The organism is Pseudomonas sp. SBB6 (assembly GCF_024213215.1).
GTDB classification, from domain to species: domain Bacteria; phylum Pseudomonadota; class Gammaproteobacteria; order Pseudomonadales; family Pseudomonadaceae; genus Aquipseudomonas; species Aquipseudomonas donghuensis.
On sequence record NZ_JANAVH010000010.1, the window covers coordinates 126,241 to 144,398 of the forward strand.

General features: G+C 62.2%; 11 protein-coding genes. 4 read left to right on the top strand and 7 right to left on the bottom strand.

All coding sequences use genetic code 11. The features are described 5' to 3' along the window. Window positions 1–18: 18 nt before the first annotated feature. Window positions 19–5,232 (bottom strand): DUF6543 domain-containing protein, encoded by a 5,214-nt coding sequence (locus NLX68_RS19455; RefSeq protein WP_254285410.1) that lies wholly within the window; start codon window positions 5,230–5,232, stop codon window positions 19–21. Window positions 5,233–5,458: 226 nt separating this feature from the next. Here NLX68_RS19455 and NLX68_RS19460 point away from each other — a divergent pair, with 226 nt between their 5' ends. From NLX68_RS19460 to NLX68_RS19470, 3 genes are all read left to right on the top strand, one after another. After that, complete coding sequence (locus NLX68_RS19460) at window positions 5,459–6,526, top strand: phosphotransferase family protein (protein ID WP_254285411.1); 1,068 nt, start codon at window positions 5,459–5,461, stop codon at window positions 6,524–6,526. A 22-nt stretch (window positions 6,527–6,548) separates the two neighbouring features. After that, window positions 6,549–7,316, top strand: a complete 768-nt coding sequence (locus NLX68_RS19465; RefSeq protein ID WP_254285412.1) for an SDR family oxidoreductase — start codon at window positions 6,549–6,551, stop codon at window positions 7,314–7,316. Between the two features lie 143 nt (window positions 7,317–7,459). Next, entirely contained in the window at window positions 7,460–8,239 is a 780-nt protein-coding gene (locus NLX68_RS19470) for a TSUP family transporter (RefSeq protein WP_254285413.1), read from the top strand. A 41-nt stretch (window positions 8,240–8,280) separates the two neighbouring features. Here the strand turns inward: NLX68_RS19470 and NLX68_RS19475 are convergent, their stop codons facing one another. From NLX68_RS19475 to NLX68_RS19490, 4 genes are all read right to left on the bottom strand, one after another. Then, window positions 8,281–9,279: a hypothetical protein gene (locus tag NLX68_RS19475; protein WP_254285414.1), complete on the bottom strand. Its 999-nt coding sequence runs from the start codon at window positions 9,277–9,279 to the stop codon at window positions 8,281–8,283. Window positions 9,280–9,310: 31 nt separating this feature from the next. Next, complete coding sequence (gene nudC / locus NLX68_RS19480; protein ID WP_254285415.1) at window positions 9,311–10,141, bottom strand: NAD(+) diphosphatase; 831 nt, start codon at window positions 10,139–10,141, stop codon at window positions 9,311–9,313. 34 nt (window positions 10,142–10,175) lie between these two features. Further along, entirely contained in the window at window positions 10,176–10,988 is an 813-nt protein-coding gene (locus NLX68_RS19485; protein ID WP_254285416.1) for a crotonase/enoyl-CoA hydratase family protein, read from the bottom strand. A gap of 165 nt (window positions 10,989–11,153) precedes the next feature. Then, complete coding sequence (locus tag NLX68_RS19490) at window positions 11,154–13,922, bottom strand: Ig-like domain-containing protein (RefSeq protein ID WP_254285417.1); 2,769 nt, start codon at window positions 13,920–13,922, stop codon at window positions 11,154–11,156. A 188-nt stretch (window positions 13,923–14,110) separates the two neighbouring features. On the opposite strand from NLX68_RS19490, the gene nhaB reads away from it, so the two are divergent. Further along, window positions 14,111–15,613 (top strand): sodium/proton antiporter NhaB, encoded by a 1,503-nt coding sequence (gene nhaB, locus NLX68_RS19495; RefSeq protein ID WP_254285418.1) that lies wholly within the window; start codon window positions 14,111–14,113, stop codon window positions 15,611–15,613. A gap of 25 nt (window positions 15,614–15,638) precedes the next feature. On the opposite strand, the gene zwf is transcribed toward nhaB, so the two are convergent. Next, window positions 15,639–17,141, bottom strand: a complete 1,503-nt coding sequence (gene zwf / locus NLX68_RS19500; protein ID WP_254285419.1) for a glucose-6-phosphate dehydrogenase — start codon at window positions 17,139–17,141, stop codon at window positions 15,639–15,641. After that, window positions 17,138–18,148, bottom strand: coding sequence for a phosphogluconate dehydrogenase (NAD(+)-dependent, decarboxylating) (gene gnd, locus NLX68_RS19505; RefSeq protein WP_367949541.1), 1,011 nt, complete (start codon window positions 18,146–18,148; stop codon window positions 17,138–17,140). Before gnd ends, zwf begins: the two co-directional genes overlap by 4 nt. Window positions 18,149–18,158 lie beyond the last annotated feature (10 nt).

Sequence of the window (18,158 nt, forward strand, 5' to 3'; positions counted from 1 at the left end):
TCGGTTTTTTTTGCTGTTTCAACGGCCGATAAGTAACGGCCAGAGACTGCGCCCAATTTCCTCTTTTGTCAGGATCCCTGGAAGCTCATTCTCCTTTGCCTCCCTGGCATCCTGCAGTGTCCTGTAAGCCTGATTCCATACGGACTCATCATAAGCCAACTGCGGCAGCTCGCTGTGTGCGACCCCAAATGCCAAGGCCAGTTGACTAGCCGTCTCACCCTGTACCGCGGGCAGCGGCGTTGCCAGGTCCGCTTGCGTCCCCCGTAGCCGTTGCAGGTCCTCCATGAAATCGATCGCAGGGTCGAATACTTCGGCCAGTTCAACCTGTAGCGCCTCATAGCGTGCGCTGTACACACGCTTGAGGTAAACCTGCCAGTAAACTTCCCGGGTCATCCATTGCACCAGCAAGCCACCCTGGTCCTGGCGGATAACCCGCTCCGCCTCGTCCAGCATGTCACTGGTAACCCACAACACCGTATGCCCATGTACCATCTCTCTCGGCTGATTACGCAAGCCCAGGCGTTCAGCCAGGTGAATCCGGAAATACAGTTCCACTTCTATGGCATCGATGAAATGCACGAACTGCGGATCGGCCTGCCAGCCGCGGATCTGCTCCGCCACATAGGTACGCAGGCGCTCAAGGCGCCAACGGCTGATCCCAAGATCAAGCAGTTGGCGACTGGCCTCGTCACCCTGTGCAAGCGCAACCTGGCCGAGTGCCTGGTCTGCCTCCCGAAGCCCCTGGATATCACTGAACACCACGATGTCGCGGTCTTCACAGGTATCGGCATCAACGGCCTGAGCAAACAGTTGCCTGCCCAGCCCTTCAGGGTCCGCCGCTGCCGCCTCGATCAACTGCACGGCCTGAGCCTCCGCCACTTGCCTGTTTCTCAGCAACCGGGACAGCAGGCGCCTGAAGGAGCACGACTCGGGCAGGCTGAACAGCTCCCGCGCGGTTTGCGCCTGCTCTTCAGTCAGCTGGTGATAGGCACTGAGGTCACCGTCCGCGCCCTCATCCAGCACCTCCTCGATACGTACGTCCGCGCCCGGGTTGGCTTGCACTTGCATGCGCTCACGAATCAACCGGGTAGTCAGCGCCTCACTCATGCCCTGAAAACCGAACGACAGTCCCGGCATCAGCCCGGCGCCAACGGGCACCTCGGTGATGGCGTTGCCTTCGAGCCGAACTTCCATGCGTGAGGTGGTTTCAAGCCCTACCGGCCAGGTGGTGATCTGCGCGTCCGGCAACGCCAGGAGCCGCAACGCCTGCATCTGACGGATGTCCGGGGCGCGCATCAGCGGGTTCATCCCCATGGACAGTTCACGCAAGGCGGACATGCCCGCCAGTTCACTGACATCGGCCTCGGTCAGCGTGATGCGATTGCGGTTCAGGTACAACGCGCGCAGGTCCTCGAGCTCGGCCAACTCGGCAAACACACCCGGGCCGAAGCTGGCCTCGTTCTCCATCAGTGACAAGAAGCGCAACTGGTACAGCTGCCCCAAGGGGGCAAGTTGCTCGGCAGTCAAGGTGACCGGTCCCGGCGAGACGTGCTCCAGGTCCAGGTGCCGCAAGCGTCGCAGCCCGCTCAGGCGTGAAAGGTTGGCTAAACCTACTTCGGTGCGGGTGAAATCCAGTACCCGTAAATGGCTCAATTGCCCCAAGTACTCCGGGATTTCAGTGATCGGCGTGTAACGCAGGCTCAACCGGCGCAGGTTGGGAAAGGCGCGCAGGAAATCTGCGGGCAATTCGGTGATGGCCGTCATGCTGTGCAGCTCGAGCTCCAGGATCTGGTCGTTTGCGCTCGCCAGCGGCGGCAGCGCATCAACCTCGGGGGAGTTTAGTGTCAGTATGTAGCCCGATGCCCCGTCCACCAGGTACTCGCTGTCCTCCAGCGGCGCCCTTCTACGCTGCTGCCAGACATCCAGCAACTGCAGCGCCAGTTGCCTGCGCCGTTCGCGGGCAGTGGCCGAAGCCCCTTGCTCTACCCAGGCTGACAAGCCTTGTCGTTCGGTCTCAAGCTCCCGCTCCAGATCGCTGATCAGATTTTCCAGGTTTTCGCCCTGCACACTCGCGTTATGCAAAAGATTGCGCAACTGCCCATCGGTATAGTCTGGAAACAGGCTTCTGAGGCGCTGCTCATACGTGCGGGGCAACAAGCGCCCGATCACACCGCCCAACGGGTAACCACGGCGCCCGGCGCCTACGGGCAGAGGAGGCCTGAAGCCGCCATGGTCCACCGCCATGCCCAGCGCCAGCCGTGCCTTGGCAGGCTGGCGTGCTGCCTGTGTCAGCAGGGCGTGGCGCAGGGAGTCGCTGTCGCCGATATTCACGCCAAGCGCCACGCGTTCACTGTCTGGCAATGCCTGCAGCAGGCTGGTGAAGAAGCCGTGGTCTGCGCTGTTGAGCCCGCCCAGCGCCTCGTTGCCTTCGTCGAAAGCGCGCCATCCCCGGGCGGTTTTGACCAGCGTTTTACCCGACGTCGCGCCAGCGCTGCCGATGCTGTCGAGCTCGGTGCCGGAAACACTGGCGCTGCGAACACTCACATGAACCGTGTCGCTCCAGCCGGGTAGTTCCGGCAACAAATGAAGGGCTAGCCGGTAGGTGTCGTCATTGGCCAGGTAGCTTACCTCCAGGCCTTCGCAGGCGCGCGACAGGCGTACCTGGCGCGAAGCCTCGCGGGCCCGTTTGGCAAGCGTCAGCGGCACCCGCCCCGTGGCCTGCCAACGATTACGCTCAACTTCACTGGCAGCCTCGGCCAAGGCTTTGGCGAGCGGCCGCGACAAGCCCTGGAAATCGCGCTGCAGGGCCAGTTGCAGCTTATCGTCAACCGTTGCCCGGTCTGCGTACAGGCTATCGAACATCCGCGACCTTGACGCAACCATCTGCTCAGCCAGTTGCTGGCCGAGCTCAGTTTCAATGTCTCGCGCCAGGTAGTCGTTGCCAAACCAGAGGCGACGCTCCGCCAGGCTCAAGCCTTCAACCACTTTGCCGGCCAAGCGACCCGACACCAAATCACTGCGCGATAGCTTGATGGGCTCCACGCCTGGCTGCGGACTGCCATGCACCATGCGTGCCCCCCACAGCTCGGCACTTAAATACAGTTCTATGGATTTACCCATCGGCCACTGTGCCAGCTCCGGCAGCAATGATACGGGGAGGTCAAACCCTGCTTGCAACCCCTGCCCCGTCCTGACGTTGTCGATCTGCGAGGTGATCAGGCGATCGTACTCAAACCGTTGCAGTGTATCGAGCAACGCTGCCGGGGTAGGTTGATCATCACTATAAGCCCGACGCAGTTCAGCATCACTGACGCCGCTGATGTCGGCCATGCGCTCAAGCGTCGCGTCGGGCCAGCCTTCGAAATCCTGCCCCAATCTGCGCACCAGCGTCTGGCGTGACCAGCTGTCCACACGCTCCAGCGAATGATGCCAGGCGCCCTGCCCGTTATGCTCAAGCACAGGCCGGTAGGCCTGGGGATCGTCAGGATGCTCGATACGCCATTTGCCCAGGTTCGAATCCTGGGTGATCTCGAATGGCTTGCCCTCGATGCGGATGTAGCGCCTGTCAGCGACCCGATAAATGCCCTGCGCATCCGCGAAGCGTCCCTCCAGCACGTCTGCACTGTGCTGGTACGGGCCAAGATCTGGCCGCCACAAGCGGACCTCGCCACCCGGCAGCTCGACGACTTCCAGTGCGTCGATCGCCAAGGGCTGACTCAACGCTGCGCCCACGGCACCGCCCGCTACACCCAGCCCGGCGGTAAGGGCCAGATTGATACCGAAGGATTGCAAATAGGTGATTGCCTGTTCCTTGTCATTGGCCTCCCAGGCTTGCAGGCCATGGAACAGGTCGCCGAGCAACTGTGCGCCCAGGGCCACCATCATCACTTCCCCCAGGCCCGGTACAAAGAAGGCGGCAACGTTGAGCATGCTCAAGCCCAACCCCAGGTAATGGTCCAATTCCTGCAGCCAGGCTTCGCGGTCGACATCAGCGGTCGGCACCGCCAGGGTTCTGGCGTCATCCCTGGCCCTGGCCAACATCGCGGTGTGCAGGTAGTCGAAACACTCGCCTCGCACTACCTGGACCTTGGGCTTTTGCGCTTGCCAGTTGCTGAGTGAGGTCAACTGACTGAACACGCTGGATTGCCCGCGCCGCCCAACGAATCGACTGAAAAAGCGCTGAAAGTCCGGGTCCTGCAAGCGCTCCTTCAGGCTGCGGTAAAAGTCTGCATAAGAGTCATACTCCTGCACAGGCCTGGCATCGCCCGGCATCACCACCACCACTGGCAACTGCTGGCCAGCAGGATCCGGGCCGAGCAACAGAAAGCCGCCGCCCAGGGTGCTACCGAACAGGTTGAGCAGATAGCAGCGCGAGCCGTCGAACGCGCTGCTGCCACGCTCATACACCTTGTCGACTCTCAAGGTCCGGGACGCTGGGCCGCTTGCCGACTGCCTGAGCAACTGTTTGAGCATGCGATAGGCCGGCTCGCTGATGTGCCCGGCAATACGCGCCGCGTGAACGTTGCTTTCACATCGGTCCCTGGCTGCCGAGACCAGCGCCCGTCGCACGGCGTCGCGGGTGTCCGGGGCGTCGAGAATCGACTGAAGATGGTCCTGGTACTGTTGACCGATATCCAGCTCCCGGCACATTGTCGCGAATTGATGGGGGCTGATCGACAATGTGCTGGCGTAGCGAATGGATTGATGCGCGCGCCGGTCAGGGTCAACCGTCTGAGGAAAAGGCTGCAAGGCCCCGGACGCCGTCACCGCACTGTAGGCATCGCTGCGAAAGATCTCGACGTCGCCTGCGCTGAAGTTCTGCAAGGCCGCTTGCAGCAGCGGTTGCCGTGAAATCAGCACCGAGGCCAGGCGATCTTCGCGCCAGGAGGCATCATGGCGCATGTGCACCAGCTCATTGGCGGTCACGCTGATATCCAGCGAGAAACGTGTCTTCAGTTCGGCTCGCAGCAGCGGCTCGGCGAACTCGCTGATACCCTTGAGCTTGCCCAGAATCCTGGCGGCGCCAGCATTGGACACCTGGCTGCGCCGCAGGCTGTCACGCAAGGCCTGGCGCAGCTGCGGCGCGGTATCGACGGCAACCTGGGCAGGGGGTAATTGACGTTGGTGCAGCTCTTTGATGGCATGGGTACTGGCGTGGCTCAGCCAAGTGGGGATCTGCTGTTTGAAGTAACGGTCGTGGGCCTTGAATAGCATCAGTGCGTCGTTGGTCATTGTCGCTGCCTCATGGATGGCGTGAGGCAGCAGTCAAGCAAAGACACGCGGGGAGAAGGATGTAGTTATATATGCACTGGGTGGCGAACCCGCAGCGAGCTCAGCCGATCAAGCCTGCTGATTGCGCTGCAACACGCTCACCTATAACGCCCGGGTGTGCTTGTGAGCATCCGCCGCAGGAATTAGATTGGCCAATAATCTCTGGCTTTGATCATAAGGGAAACGCATGACGCTCACCGACCAGTCCACCCAGGTCCGCCCCGGCGAAGAACTCGACGCTGCGGTGATCGACCCTTATCTGAAGGCGCACATCCCGGGCCTGAGCGGCTCACCGAGCATCAGCCAGTTCCCCGGCGGCGCCTCGAACCTGACCTACCTGGTGCAGTACCCCGGGCGCGAGTTCGTGCTGCGTCGGCCACCGTTTGGCCACAAGGCCAAATCTGCCCATGACATGGGCCGCGAGTTTCGCATCCTCAACCAGCTCAACAGCGGTTTCCCCTACTGCCCCAAGGCTTACGTGCACTGCACCGACGAGGCGCTGATCGGCGGTGAGTTCTACGTCATGGACCGGGTCAAGGGCATTATCCTGCGCTCGGACCTGCCGCCGGAGCTGGGCCTGGATGCGCAGCGTACCGAGGCGCTGTGCAAGAGCTTCATCGAGCGCATGGTCGAACTGCACCAGGTGGACTACAACGCCTGCGGCCTGGGCGACCTGGGTAAACCCGAAGGCTATGTGCAACGCCAGATCGAGGGCTGGGCCAGCCGCTACGAAAAAGCCCTGACCGCGGATGCGCCACGCTGGGAAAAGGTCATCGCCTGGCTGCGCGAGAAGATGCCCGCCGATCACCCCAAGCCTGCGATCGTGCACAACGACTATCGCTTCGACAACGTCATCCTCGATGCCGACAACCCCATGCGCATCATCGGTGTGCTCGACTGGGAAATGACCACCCTCGGCGACCCGCTGATGGACCTGGGCAACACCCTGGCCTACTGGATTCAAGCCGACGACCCGGCGCCGGTGCAACTGATGCGCCGCCAGCCGAGCAATGCCCCGGGCATGCTGACCCGCCAGCAGTTTGTCGACTACTACGCTGAACGCGCCGGCATCAAAATCGACAACTATGACTTCTACTACACCTACGGCCTGTTCCGCCTGGCCGGCATCGTCCAGCAGATCTACTACCGGTTCTTCCACGGCCAGACCCAGGACAAGCGCTTCGCCCAGTTCATTCACATGAACAGGCTGCTGGAGCACATGAGCCTGCAGGTCATCGCCACGTCCAGCCTCTGACGACTACAACAAGGAAAAGACCATGTCCAAGACCCACCTGTTCGACCTCGACGGTAAAGTCGCCTTCGTTTCCGGCGCCAGTCGCGGCATCGGCGAAGCCATCGCCCACCTGCTGGCCCAGCAAGGCGCCCATGTGATCGTCTCCAGCCGCAAGCTCGAGGGCTGCCAGCAGGTCGCCGATGCGATCATTGCCGCCGGCGGCAAGGCCACTGCGGTTGCCTGCCATATCGGCGAGATGGAGCAGATCAGTCAGGTTTTCGCCGGCATTCGCGAACAATTCGGGCGCCTGGACATTTTGGTCAACAACGCCGCCACCAACCCGCAGTTCTGCAACGTGCTGGACACCGACCTTGGCGCCTTCCAGAAGACTGTCGACGTCAATATCCGCGGCTACTTCTTCATGTCGGTGGAAGCCGGCAAGCTGATGCGCGACAACGGCGGCGGCAGCATCATCAACGTCGCCTCGATCAACGGCGTATCGCCGGGGATCTTCCAGGGCATCTACTCGGTGACCAAGGCAGCGGTGATCAACATGACCAAGGTGTTCGCCAAGGAGTGCGCGCCGTTCGGCATCCGCTGCAACGCCCTGTTGCCGGGCCTGACCGACACCAAGTTCGCCTCGGCGCTGGTCAACAACGACGCGATCCTCAACACCGCCCTGCAGCAGATACCGCTCAAGCGCGTGGCCGATCCGAAGGAGATGGCCGGGGCGGTGCTGTACCTGGCCAGTGACGCGTCGAGCTATACCACCGGCGTGGCGTTGAATGTGGATGGTGGGTTTTTGTCCTGATGAAAGCATCGCGGGGCAAGCCCGCTCCTACCTGTAGGAGCGGGCTTGCCCCGCGATGAGGCCCTGACAGACGGCCTCGATCTCCATTACCATATCGACCCTTCGGCGCAGCCCTTCTGCGCCCAGTCGATTAAGCCCACGCCATGCCTTTCGAACTCAGCGTAGACCTCACCACCCTCGCGATTCTTGCCGCCGTCGCTTTCGTTGCCGGCTTCATCGATGCCATTGCCGGAGGCGGCGGCCTGCTCACCACCCCCGCCCTGCTCACCGCCGGCATGCCACCGCACCTGGTGCTGGGCACCAACAAGCTCAGCTCGACCTTCGGCTCGGCCACCGCCGGTTTCACCTACTACCGGCGCAAACTGTTTCACCCGGCGCAGTGGCGTCACGCCCTGGTCGGCACCTTTGTCGGCGCCTTGATCGGCGCGGTGGTGGCCCATTACCTGCCGGCCGAGTGGCTGAACAAGATGTTGCCGGTGATCGTCTTCCTTTGTGGCGTGTACCTGCTGTTCGGCGGCACGCCCAAGGCGCCGCTGGACGCCGACGCGCCGGTGAAAAAGAAGTGGCAGATCCCCCAGGGCTTCACCCTGGGCTTCTATGACGGCGTGGCCGGTCCCGGTACCGGGGCGTTCTGGACCGTCAGCACCCTGCTGCTCTACCCCATCGACCTGGTCAAGGCCAGCGGCGTGGCGCGCAGCATGAACTTCGTCAGCAACGCCGCGGCCCTGTCGGTGTTCATTTTCTCCGGCCAGGTCGACTGGCTGGTGGGCCTGTCGATGGGCTCGGCGCTGATGGTCGGCGCATTTTTCGGTGCGCGCACCGCCATCAGCGGCGGCAGCAAGTTCATCCGCCCGGTGTTCATCACCGTGGTGCTGGCGTTGACCGTGCGTCTAGCGTGGCAGCATTGGTTCGGGCAGGTGTAAGCCCTGCGCCCGCCCATTGAATGCAATAGGCAGGCGCTGGATCAAAGGCGGGTAATTTCGACACCGGCGAAATGATCGATCACCAACTGTTTGAACACGTCGATCTCGTCTTTGGCCTTGTCACAGCTCAACTGCTCGATATAAAAGCGGTACAGCCCGTCCTCCAGATGGGGCTGGGCTGCTTCAAGGTCTTCAAAGCGTTCGTTGAAGACTGCGTCATGCTCGCGAAAACGCGTGGGATGCTCCTCTCTGAAGAACCCTTGCCACTCGCTTTGTGCATCAAGCAGAAACTCCGGCACAGCGGCCTTGAGTTGTCGCTCGTCCATTCTGAAAGCCTGCGCAAGCTGCGTCAGCTCAGCAAGCATGTTGTCCTGGCCTTTTCGCTCAATCGCTCCCCACCCCTCATCAGGGCCCAGCAGAAGGCGGCCACTTTCAATAATTACCGCATTGCGCCGCTCCAGGCGCTGGACCGGGATATCAAGCAGTGCGCTGAATGGATTACCCGGTGGCGATGGGCGGACTTCAAGCTCCCAGGGGAAGCTCTCCAACAGGGCATCTGCACCCGAGAACGCGTCCGCGCCGCCGGTACGATCGAAATACACGCACGCCCCCAGATCGCTGTCCTCAAATACCGCCACCCCAAGCTGATGTTCAGGCGCCCCCTCCTGCGCAGGTGCCGACACGTTACGGGGCAGAAGTCGGGGTAGCAGTTCGAAGGGGTTGGCGTCAGTGCCAGAGAGCCCTGCCTGATGCAGTATCTGCTCAGCCAGCGTCTGCTGCTCTGACGACATTTGCGTTTCGCTGATACTTGCCGCCAGAAACGCCAATAGATTTTGATAGGCCTCGGGACGTGAACCTCTACCCTCGCCCAACGCCACGCAAGCCTGCTCCAGCTGCTCGCGTAGTTCATAAGCGCCCGGCGACTCTGCCTGAAGGTCAACAGAATGACTGTAGCTGCTGGCTGCTGGATTCAACTCCACGACGATCTTTCCCGGCTGGTTAGTAAAGTCGGGCAGTTTCTTCTGATAGGGTCCAGGCACCTAGAGGGAATACTTTCCCTGTCAGCTTGTGTCAGCTGAGCAGTACCGGCTCCTGCAACCCCAAGCGCCGCGCCACGTACAGGTCGATCAGGTAACGGGCAATCGAGCGCCCCGCCGGCAACGGCGGCAGCGCGTCGACCCGGAACCACTGGGCGTCCTCGATCTCGTCCGCCTGCATGATGATCTCGCCGCCGGCGTACTCGGCATGAAAGCCGAGCATCATCGAGTGCGGGAACGGCCAGCACTGGCTACCGACGTACTGGATGTTCTGCACCTCGATCGCCACCTCTTCGCGCACCTCGCGCACCAGGCAATCCTCAGCCGACTCGCCCGGCTCGGCAAAGCCGGCCAAGGTGCTGTACACGCCGGTGACAAAGCGCGGAGAACGGGCCAGGAGGACTTCATCGCCACGGGTGACCAGCACGATCATGCTCGGCGAGATGCGTGGGTAGCTGCGCAGCTCGCAGGGCGCGCAGTACATGGCCCGCTCCCAGTGGATCTGCGCCATGGGTTGGCCGCAGCTGCCGCAGAAACGGTGCTCGCGGGCCCAGGTGCCGATCTGCGCGGCGTAGCCGAGGACCTTGTAGGTATCGAAGTCGCCTTCAAGCATGAACTGGCGCAACCCCCGCCAGCTGCAGCCCTGCACCGCCTGCGGGCTGCGCAATTCGAGCAGGAACACCGGCTGGCCATCGAAATGGCCGATACCGTGCTCGCACAGCACGTCCAGCTCCTGGCGCTTGAGCCAGTCGCGCGGGAACAGCGCGCCGTTATCATCGACCAGGAACCCTTCGCTGCAGCGGGCTACTGCCCAACCGCCGCTGATGTTCGTATCCAGTACTGCGGTGATCCAGCGCGCTGACATCGTGCGGTTCCTTGCGGGGGTTCGCCGCCGGGCGTCAGTCGGCGAACTCGGGTTTCTGTTTGCTCATGTGGGCGGCAACCGCTACCCGCAGATCGGTGGATTGCAGCATGGCGGCGTTCCAGGTGGCGATGTACTCCAGGCCATCGTCGATGCGGTGATCGCGCATGTAGCTGATCATGTGCTTGGTGCCGGCCACGGCAAGCGGTGATTTTCCCGCAATTTCAGCGGCAATGGCAAAGACTCCGTCAAGCAGCGCCTCAATCGTGTCGAACACCCGGTTGACCAGGCCGATGCGCAGGGCTTCGTCAGCCGCGACATTGCGCCCGGTGTAGGCCAGCTCGCGCATGATGCCGTCGCCGATGATTCGTGGCAGGCGCTGCAGGGTGCCGACGTCGGCGGCCATGCCCATGTCGACCTCCTTGATCGAGAACTGCGCATCGCTGCTGCAGTAGCGCATGTCACAGGCCGAGACCAGGTCGATGGCGCCGCCGATGCAATAGCCCTGAATCGCCGCCAGCACCGGCTTGCGGCAGTTGTCCACGGCATTGAACGACGCCTGCATGCGCAGGATGGTCCGGCGCAGCAAGCGTGCGTTGCGGCCGACGTCCTTGCCCAGCTCGTTGGCCACCGAAGCCAGCAGCATCAGGTCGATGCCTGCGGAGAAATGCTTGCCTGCACCACTGATCACCACCACGCGCACCGCGTCGGATTCATCGATCCACTGGAAGATCTCGACGATTTCGCTCCAGAACGCCGCGTTCATGGCGTTGTACTTTTCCGGGCGATTGATCTGCACGTGGGCGATGTGGTGAATCAGTTCGACCTTGAACGCTTGGTAGTCAGTCACAGCGACACTCCGGGTTGCGGTGGGGAATGGCGGGACTATAGCAAGACTGTCGGGGAGGGAGGACGCCGTGGAGCTGCCAAAGAAAGGGATGAAGTGGCCTTGCCAGGCAATTGAGCCAGATCGCTGGAGGCAATCTGGCTCAGGGTTGCGGAGCGGGAGTGGTGTTTAGTTGTTATCAGTGTGACCCGTGATCCCTGCTGTAATATCACCTAATATGCCGCGATGTATCCCCGTTGCCAACATCAAGTAATTTCTCCATCGCGGGGTTTCTCCTGAATAATAGAAAATTCCATCTCTGCCTACAGTTGGCCAACCATGATTTCGGAAGTCCCCCCACTCACTCCATAACCCACCGTTGCGACGACCGCCACCACCGATTGTGGAGCTAGTTGGCATCGTCAGCCCATTCTCCCGGCAGTACGCCAACGCCGCCAGATAAACGCCGGAACCCGCATTTTTCACAAACCAGCGAATCGGATGTTCCAGGGTGTAACTCCCACTTTTTCCATTGTCCGCCGTCGCCGTAATGGTCAATGTGCCCTGCCAGGCACGGGTAAAGGTCACTTTGCCCGTGCGATCGACAGCAACCCCGGGCTGGTCGGAGGCATAATTCACGTTGCCGGCATAACGCACCTGGCGAACAAAGAACACGCCGTCAAACGCACCTCGCGGAGCGAAGTTGCGCGTACGCCAACCATTGATTTCAAAGTCATCCCAACGCAGCTGATTGCTGATCCACAATTCATAAGGTTTGGAATACCGCGTACGGGTGCCTTCGCGAATCACCCGGTAACCAATCTTCACCACACTGTTGTTGCTCGGAATGATCCGGTCGTCCCAGACCTCAAAACGCAGGTCCTCACCCTCAGCCCCAGGCGGCACGATCAAGGTGTCGGTCCAGGTCCCGGCAGCAGTTTCGCCAATCCACTCGAAGATAATTTCATCATCTTCCTGAAACACATTCTCGCCCGCTTCGTTCTTGCCCGGCAGCAGCACCGTGGCGTAACCGGTGATCTCGTCCGGGTCCAGCCAGGCCCCTTCGGCATCTTCGTAGATGTCCTCGACAATCACCGACGGCAGCACCTGCGGGCTCAGGCCAACATACAGCCGCAGCTTTTCGGATTCCTTGATCGGCGAGTCCGGGTCGCGCTCGGTCTTGATCCGGTACGAGACCTCCACCTCACCGCCATCGAGCAGGTCGATATGTTCGCTGCGCACCACCCTGCGCAATAGCCGCCCCACCTGACTGCCGAGGATGTAAAAGGTGTCTTCGTGCAGGTAGGCCTTACCGTCCACCGTGGTGCCGCGCCACACCAGCTGGAACCAACTGCCATTGACCATGCCCACCCAGGGCTGGATTTCGGCCACCACGAACGGCAGGCCGATGATCAACTGCCCCTCTTCGTCCAGCTCCTTGATCACCGGCGCCGGCAAGCCGAAGGGCTCGCCGATTACGCCTACGGTAGTACGCCTGGATTGCACCGGCTCGCCGTCCTGGGGCAGGAGCTGATAGGAGACGATCGCCAGGCCGCTGGCAATCGCCTGGACCTTGTTGTTGGGCACCCGCAACTCCACCCCGGCGCCATCTTCTTCCAGCGCCACCGTTTCTCGGTGTTCAACCAGTTGTCCGTCGGGTGTACGGCCGATCCACTCCAGGACCAGGCTGTCGCCAGCGGCAAACTGCTCGTCTGCGCCAATGGCCACCCGCACATCGTCGTAACCCAGCACCTCCAGGTCGATGTACCCCTGCTCGCTGGCATCCAGCACCGTGGGTGCCGCCAAGGAGTAGCCCTGGGTATCGACCTTGATCGACAAATGCGGCGACCAGCCATCGGAGTGGTTGTGCACTTCGTCGACGATCTTGTACAGCACCGGCAGGTTCTCCGAGTCTCCCGCGCGGGCGATGGTGTCGGGGTCGATGAACACCACGATGTCATCGACCAGGTCCTCTTCCTCGACCCGTCGGCGGATGACCACCCCGCCCCAACTGACGCGAATCGAATCCCCCGCCACCCTGCCCTCATAAGGCGGCACCCGCGCTTCAAAACCTTCAGCGGCCAGGGCTTCGTCGACGCCGAACTCGATGACCGCTTCGGGCAGTATCAGCAGCTCCAGGCGTTGATGCCCCGGCTCACCGGGGTGCGGATCAATGCCCCCTGGCCGGTCCAGTTTCACCAGCACCCGCAAGGGCGCCGAATCGTCGCTGTTGCTATCCAGGGCGGTGATGCGAAAGAACGCCGTGATCCAGCCCGGGTTCTCTTCGATACGCGCGCGAGGCAAGTAGAAGAACAGGTTGTTGCCGGCGTCATCCGGGTCCAGCGGGTAGACGTAGATCGGCAACTGCGGGTCGTCCCAGAAAATCTCCACGATATCGCCACCGGCCATGCCCAGGTAAGGCTCGACGATCACCATGACCCCGTAGTCGCTGACCTCAAGGGCGGCGATGTTCAGCCCGCCATCACCTCCGGCCACCGGTTGGGCCAGGTTGGGGATACGCAGTTGGGTCAGGGCCAGGGGCTTGACCTCGCGTGGCTCGGGCACTTCTTCGAGTGCCTGATAGAGGGTGACCTGGCAATGGGGAAATTCGGTGGCCGCGCTTTCATCGTCAGCGCCATCGAAACTGACCGCAAGGATCAGGCTGAGCACGCTCTCGTGACCGAGCGCTTCCAGTTGCGCCCGGTCGATGAACAGGCGCAGGCCGAATTGAACCTGTTGGCGGGTAACCGCCTCGGCTTCGCAGACATGCCATTGCACTGGCCCGCCGTCAGGGTCATGGCCTAGGCAGCGAAGCCAGACCTTCTGCCCCTCCTCGATACCCGGCCAGGGCACCACCAGCACCGCGATATCATCGGGAAAGGTGTCCAGGTACAGGCCATCACCCAGGGCCTGGGGCAACTCAGGGGGTAGCAGATCAGTTGCAACGAAACCGGTCATCTTGAACCTCCAGCCACGCATTGCACGAGAAGCGACCGGCCCACCCGGCGCACTGGAGTTATTGGGCAACAAAAGCGCAAACAGCGAAACTGACAAAAATGCTAGGTCTGCCTGACGAACACTACCCTTGATCTTGCTTTCGACATGCGGCACTTTGCCCAGCTGTTGAATCATAAGGATACATATTCATGTCCCGCTCCCTGGCCGGCGCCCTGGCCCACAATTTTCTCGGGCAGTCGCCGCGCTGGTACAAGGCCACCTTGTGCCTGTTCCTGCTGCTCAATCCCCTGCTGCTATTCACCCTTGGTCCGGTGGTGGCCGGCTGGGTGCTGGTGATCGAGTTCATCTTTACCCTCGGCATGGCGCTCAAGTGCTACCCCCTGATGCCCGGCGGCTTGCTGATGGTCGAAGCCCTGCTGCTGGGCATGACCACGCCGCAAGCGCTGTATGAAGAGCTGCAGCACAACTTTCCGGTGATCCTGCTGCTGATGTTCATGGTCGCCGGCATCTACTTCATGAAAGACCTGCTGCTGTTCGTGTTTTCGCGCATCCTGCTCGGGGTAAAGTCCAAGACCCTGCTGGCCTTGCTCTTCTGCTTTCTCTCGGCCTTTCTCTCGGCGTTTCTCGATGCCCTGACGGTCACGGCGGTGATCATCAGCGCGGCGGTGGGCTTTTATTCCGTGTATCACCGGGTCGCTTCCGGCGGCAACCCGCGGGAAGAGTCCGACCTGGACAGCGACCAGCAGATCGCTCACCTGCACCGCGAAGACCTGCAGCAGTTTCGCGCGTTCTTGCGCAGCCTGCTGATGCATGGGGCTGTCGGTACCGCCCTGGGCGGCGTGTGCACCCTGGTGGGTGAGCCGCAGAACCTGCTGATCGGCCACGAAATGGGCTGGCACTTCACCGAGTTCTTCCTCAAGGTCGCGCCGGTGTCGCTGCCAGTGCTGGTGGCCGGGCTGGTCACCTGTGTCCTGCTGGAGAAACTGCGCTGGTTCGGCTACGGCACCCTGCTGCCGGACACCGTGCGCCAGGTGCTGGCCACCTATGCCGCTGAAGACGACGCCCAGCGCACGACTCATCAACGTGCCGCATTAGTGGTGCAAGGCCTTGCGGCGCTGATCCTGATCATCGGCCTGGGCCTGCATGTGGCCGAAGTCGGCCTGATCGGCCTGCTGGTGATCGTGTTGATCACCGCCTTTACCGGCATCACCGACGAACACCGCCTGGGCCGCGCCTTCCAGGACGCCATGCCGTTTACCGCGCTGTTGGTGGTGTTCTTTGCCGTGGTGGCGGTGATTCACCAGCAGCAGCTGTTTACCCCGCTGATCCAGTGGGTGCTGGCGCTGCCGGCGGATCAGCAGCCGGGCATGCTGTTTATCGCCAACGGCCTGTTGTCGGCGATCAGCGACAACGTGTTCGTCGCCACCATCTATATCACCGAGGTGAAACAGGCGTTTGTCAACGGCGGCATGAGCCGCGAGCACTTCGAAAACCTCGCCGTGGCGATCAACACCGGTACCAACCTGCCCAGCGTAGCCACACCCAATGGCCAGGCGGCGTTCCTGTTCCTGCTGACCTCGGCGATCGCGCCGCTGATTCGCCTGTCCTATGGGCGCATGGTGTGGATGGCGCTGCCCTACACCGTGGTCATGGGTGGGCTGGGCTGGTGGGCGGTGACGTATTGGCTGTAGGAGCGGGCTTGTCCCGCGATGGGTTTCACCCGATGCGGTGCCAGACCCTCCGGTCCCGGGCCAGCAACTCATCCGCCGCCGTCGGGCCATTTTCGCCGGCGGCATAGGGCTGCACCTCGCCGCCCTCCTTCCAGGCATCGAGAAACGGCTGCACCGCGCGCCAGCCGTTCTCGATGTTGTCGGCACGCTGGAACAACGTCTGGTCGCCGGTCAGGCAATCGTAGATCAGCGTCTCGTAGCCAGTCGACGGCTGCATCTTGAAAAAGTCCTTGTAGGCAAAACCCAACTCGACGTTCTCCATGGCCAGGGCCGGGCCCGGGCGCTTGGCCTGCAGGTCGAACCACATGCCTTCGTTGGGCTGGATCTGGATCTTCAGGTAGTTGGGCTTGAGCCGCTCGACCTCGGTGTCGCGAAACTGGGCATAGGGCGCTGGCTTGAAGCAGATGGCAATCTCGGTGTCGCGCACGCTCATGCGCTTGCCGGTGCGCAGGTAGAATGGCACGCCGACCCAGCGCCAGTTGTCGATCATCACCTTGAGCGCGACGAAGGTTTCGGTGTGGCTGTCGGGCTCGACCCGCGGCTCTTCGCGGTAACCGGGCACGTTCTTGCGCCCCTGCTTGCCCGCCGTGTACTGGCCGCGCACCGAGTGCTTCAGGGCCATGTTTTTCGACCAGGGCCGGATCGCGCCGATGACCTTGGCTTTCTCGCTTCGGACCGCATCGGCGCCAAAGGCTGCCGGCGGCTCCATGGCGACCATGGCCAGTAACTGGAACAAGTGGTTGGGCACCATGTCCCGTAATGCGCCGGTATTGTCGTAGAAGGCGCCGCGGCTTTCGACGCCGACGGTTTCGGCAGCGGTAATCTGCACATGATCGATGTAGTGGTTGTTCCAGAACGCTTCGAACAGGCCGTTGGAAAAGCGGCTGACGAGGATGTTCTGCACCGTCTCTTTGCCCAGGTAGTGGTCGATACGGTAGATCTGCTTTTCGCTCATGACCTTGAGCAGGCAGGCGTTGAGCGCTTCGGCACTGGCCAGGTCCGAGCCGAAGGGTTTTTCCACCACCACCCGGCGAAAGCCATCGGTTTCGTCGAGCAGGCCGGCGGCGCCCAGGCGCTGCACCACTTCGCTGAAAAAACGCGGCGAGGTGGCCAGGTAGAACACCGCGTTGGCGCTAGGGTTGCTGCGGATGCGCTCGGCGATGGCCTGGTAGGTGGCCTCGTCGAGAAAGTCGCCGGTCAGGTAGCCGATGCGCTTGGCCAGGCGCGCCCAGAGCTTGTCATCCAGGCACTTGCCGGCGCCTTGGCTGGCCTTGTCACGCTCACGCATGAAGGCTTCCAGGCGTGCGGCAAACTCACCGTCGGTGGCGGCGTTGTGGTCGACGCCGATGATCCGCAGGCCTTTGTCGAGCAGGCCATCGCGGCTCAGGTTGTACAGCGCCGGCATCAACAGGCGTTTGACCAGGTCGCCGTTGGCGCCAAACAGAAACAGGTTGCAAGGCGGGGCCGCTTCGATCTGTGTTTTGCTCATTCGGCGTTCTTCTCGACGTGACCACCAAAGCCGAAGCGCATCGCCGACAGCATGCGGTCAGCGTAGGTGCCCTGCTGCTGGCGCGAGCGGAAGCGGGCGAACAGGGCGCTGGACAACACCGGCACCGGCACCGCCTGCTCGACTGCCGCATCAATGGTCCAGCGTCCTTCGCCGCTGTCGGCCACCGAGCCGCTGTAGCCGCCCAGTTGCGGATCGGCCACCAGGGCATCGGCGGTGAGATCGAGCAGCCAGGAGGTGACCACGCTGCCACGGCGCCACACTTCGGCGATCTCGGCCAGGTTCAGGTCAAAGCGCTGTTCGGCCGGCAAGGCATCGCTGCCTTTGCTCTTGAGCAGGTCGAAGCCCTCGGCATAAGCCTGCATCAGGCCGTACTCGATGCCGTTGTGGATCATCTTCACATAGTGCCCGGCGCCTGCCGGCCCAGCATGGATATAGCCCTGTTCGGCACGCCCGGCCGGGCCCTGGCGGCCCCGGGTACGGGGGATGTCACCGACCCCGGGAGCCAGGGTAGCGAACAATGGATCGAGACGCTCGACCACCGCCTTTTCGCCTCCGATCATCATGCAGTAGCCGCGTTCCAGGCCCCAGACCCCGCCCGAGGTGCCGACATCGATATAGTGCAGGTTGCGCTGGCTCAGCTCGGCGGCGCGGCGCATGTCGTCCTTGTAGAAGGTGTTGCCGCCGTCGATGATCACGTCGTCGGCGTCGAGCAGATCGGCCAGTTGCGCAATGGTCTGCTCGGTCGACTCACCGGCCGGCAGCATCACCCACACCGCCCGTGGCTTCTCCAGCTTGCCCACCAGTGCGCCAAGGTCGTGGGCGCCATTGGCACCTTCCTTGACCAGGGTTTCCACCGCCTGGCGATCACGGTCATGCACCACCATGCGATGCCCGCCACGCATCAAGCGCCGCGCAATATTGCCGCCCATGCGGCCCAGCCCCACGATTCCCAATTGCATGTGCGATGCTCCCCTGGAATGAAAAATGCCGGTTCAG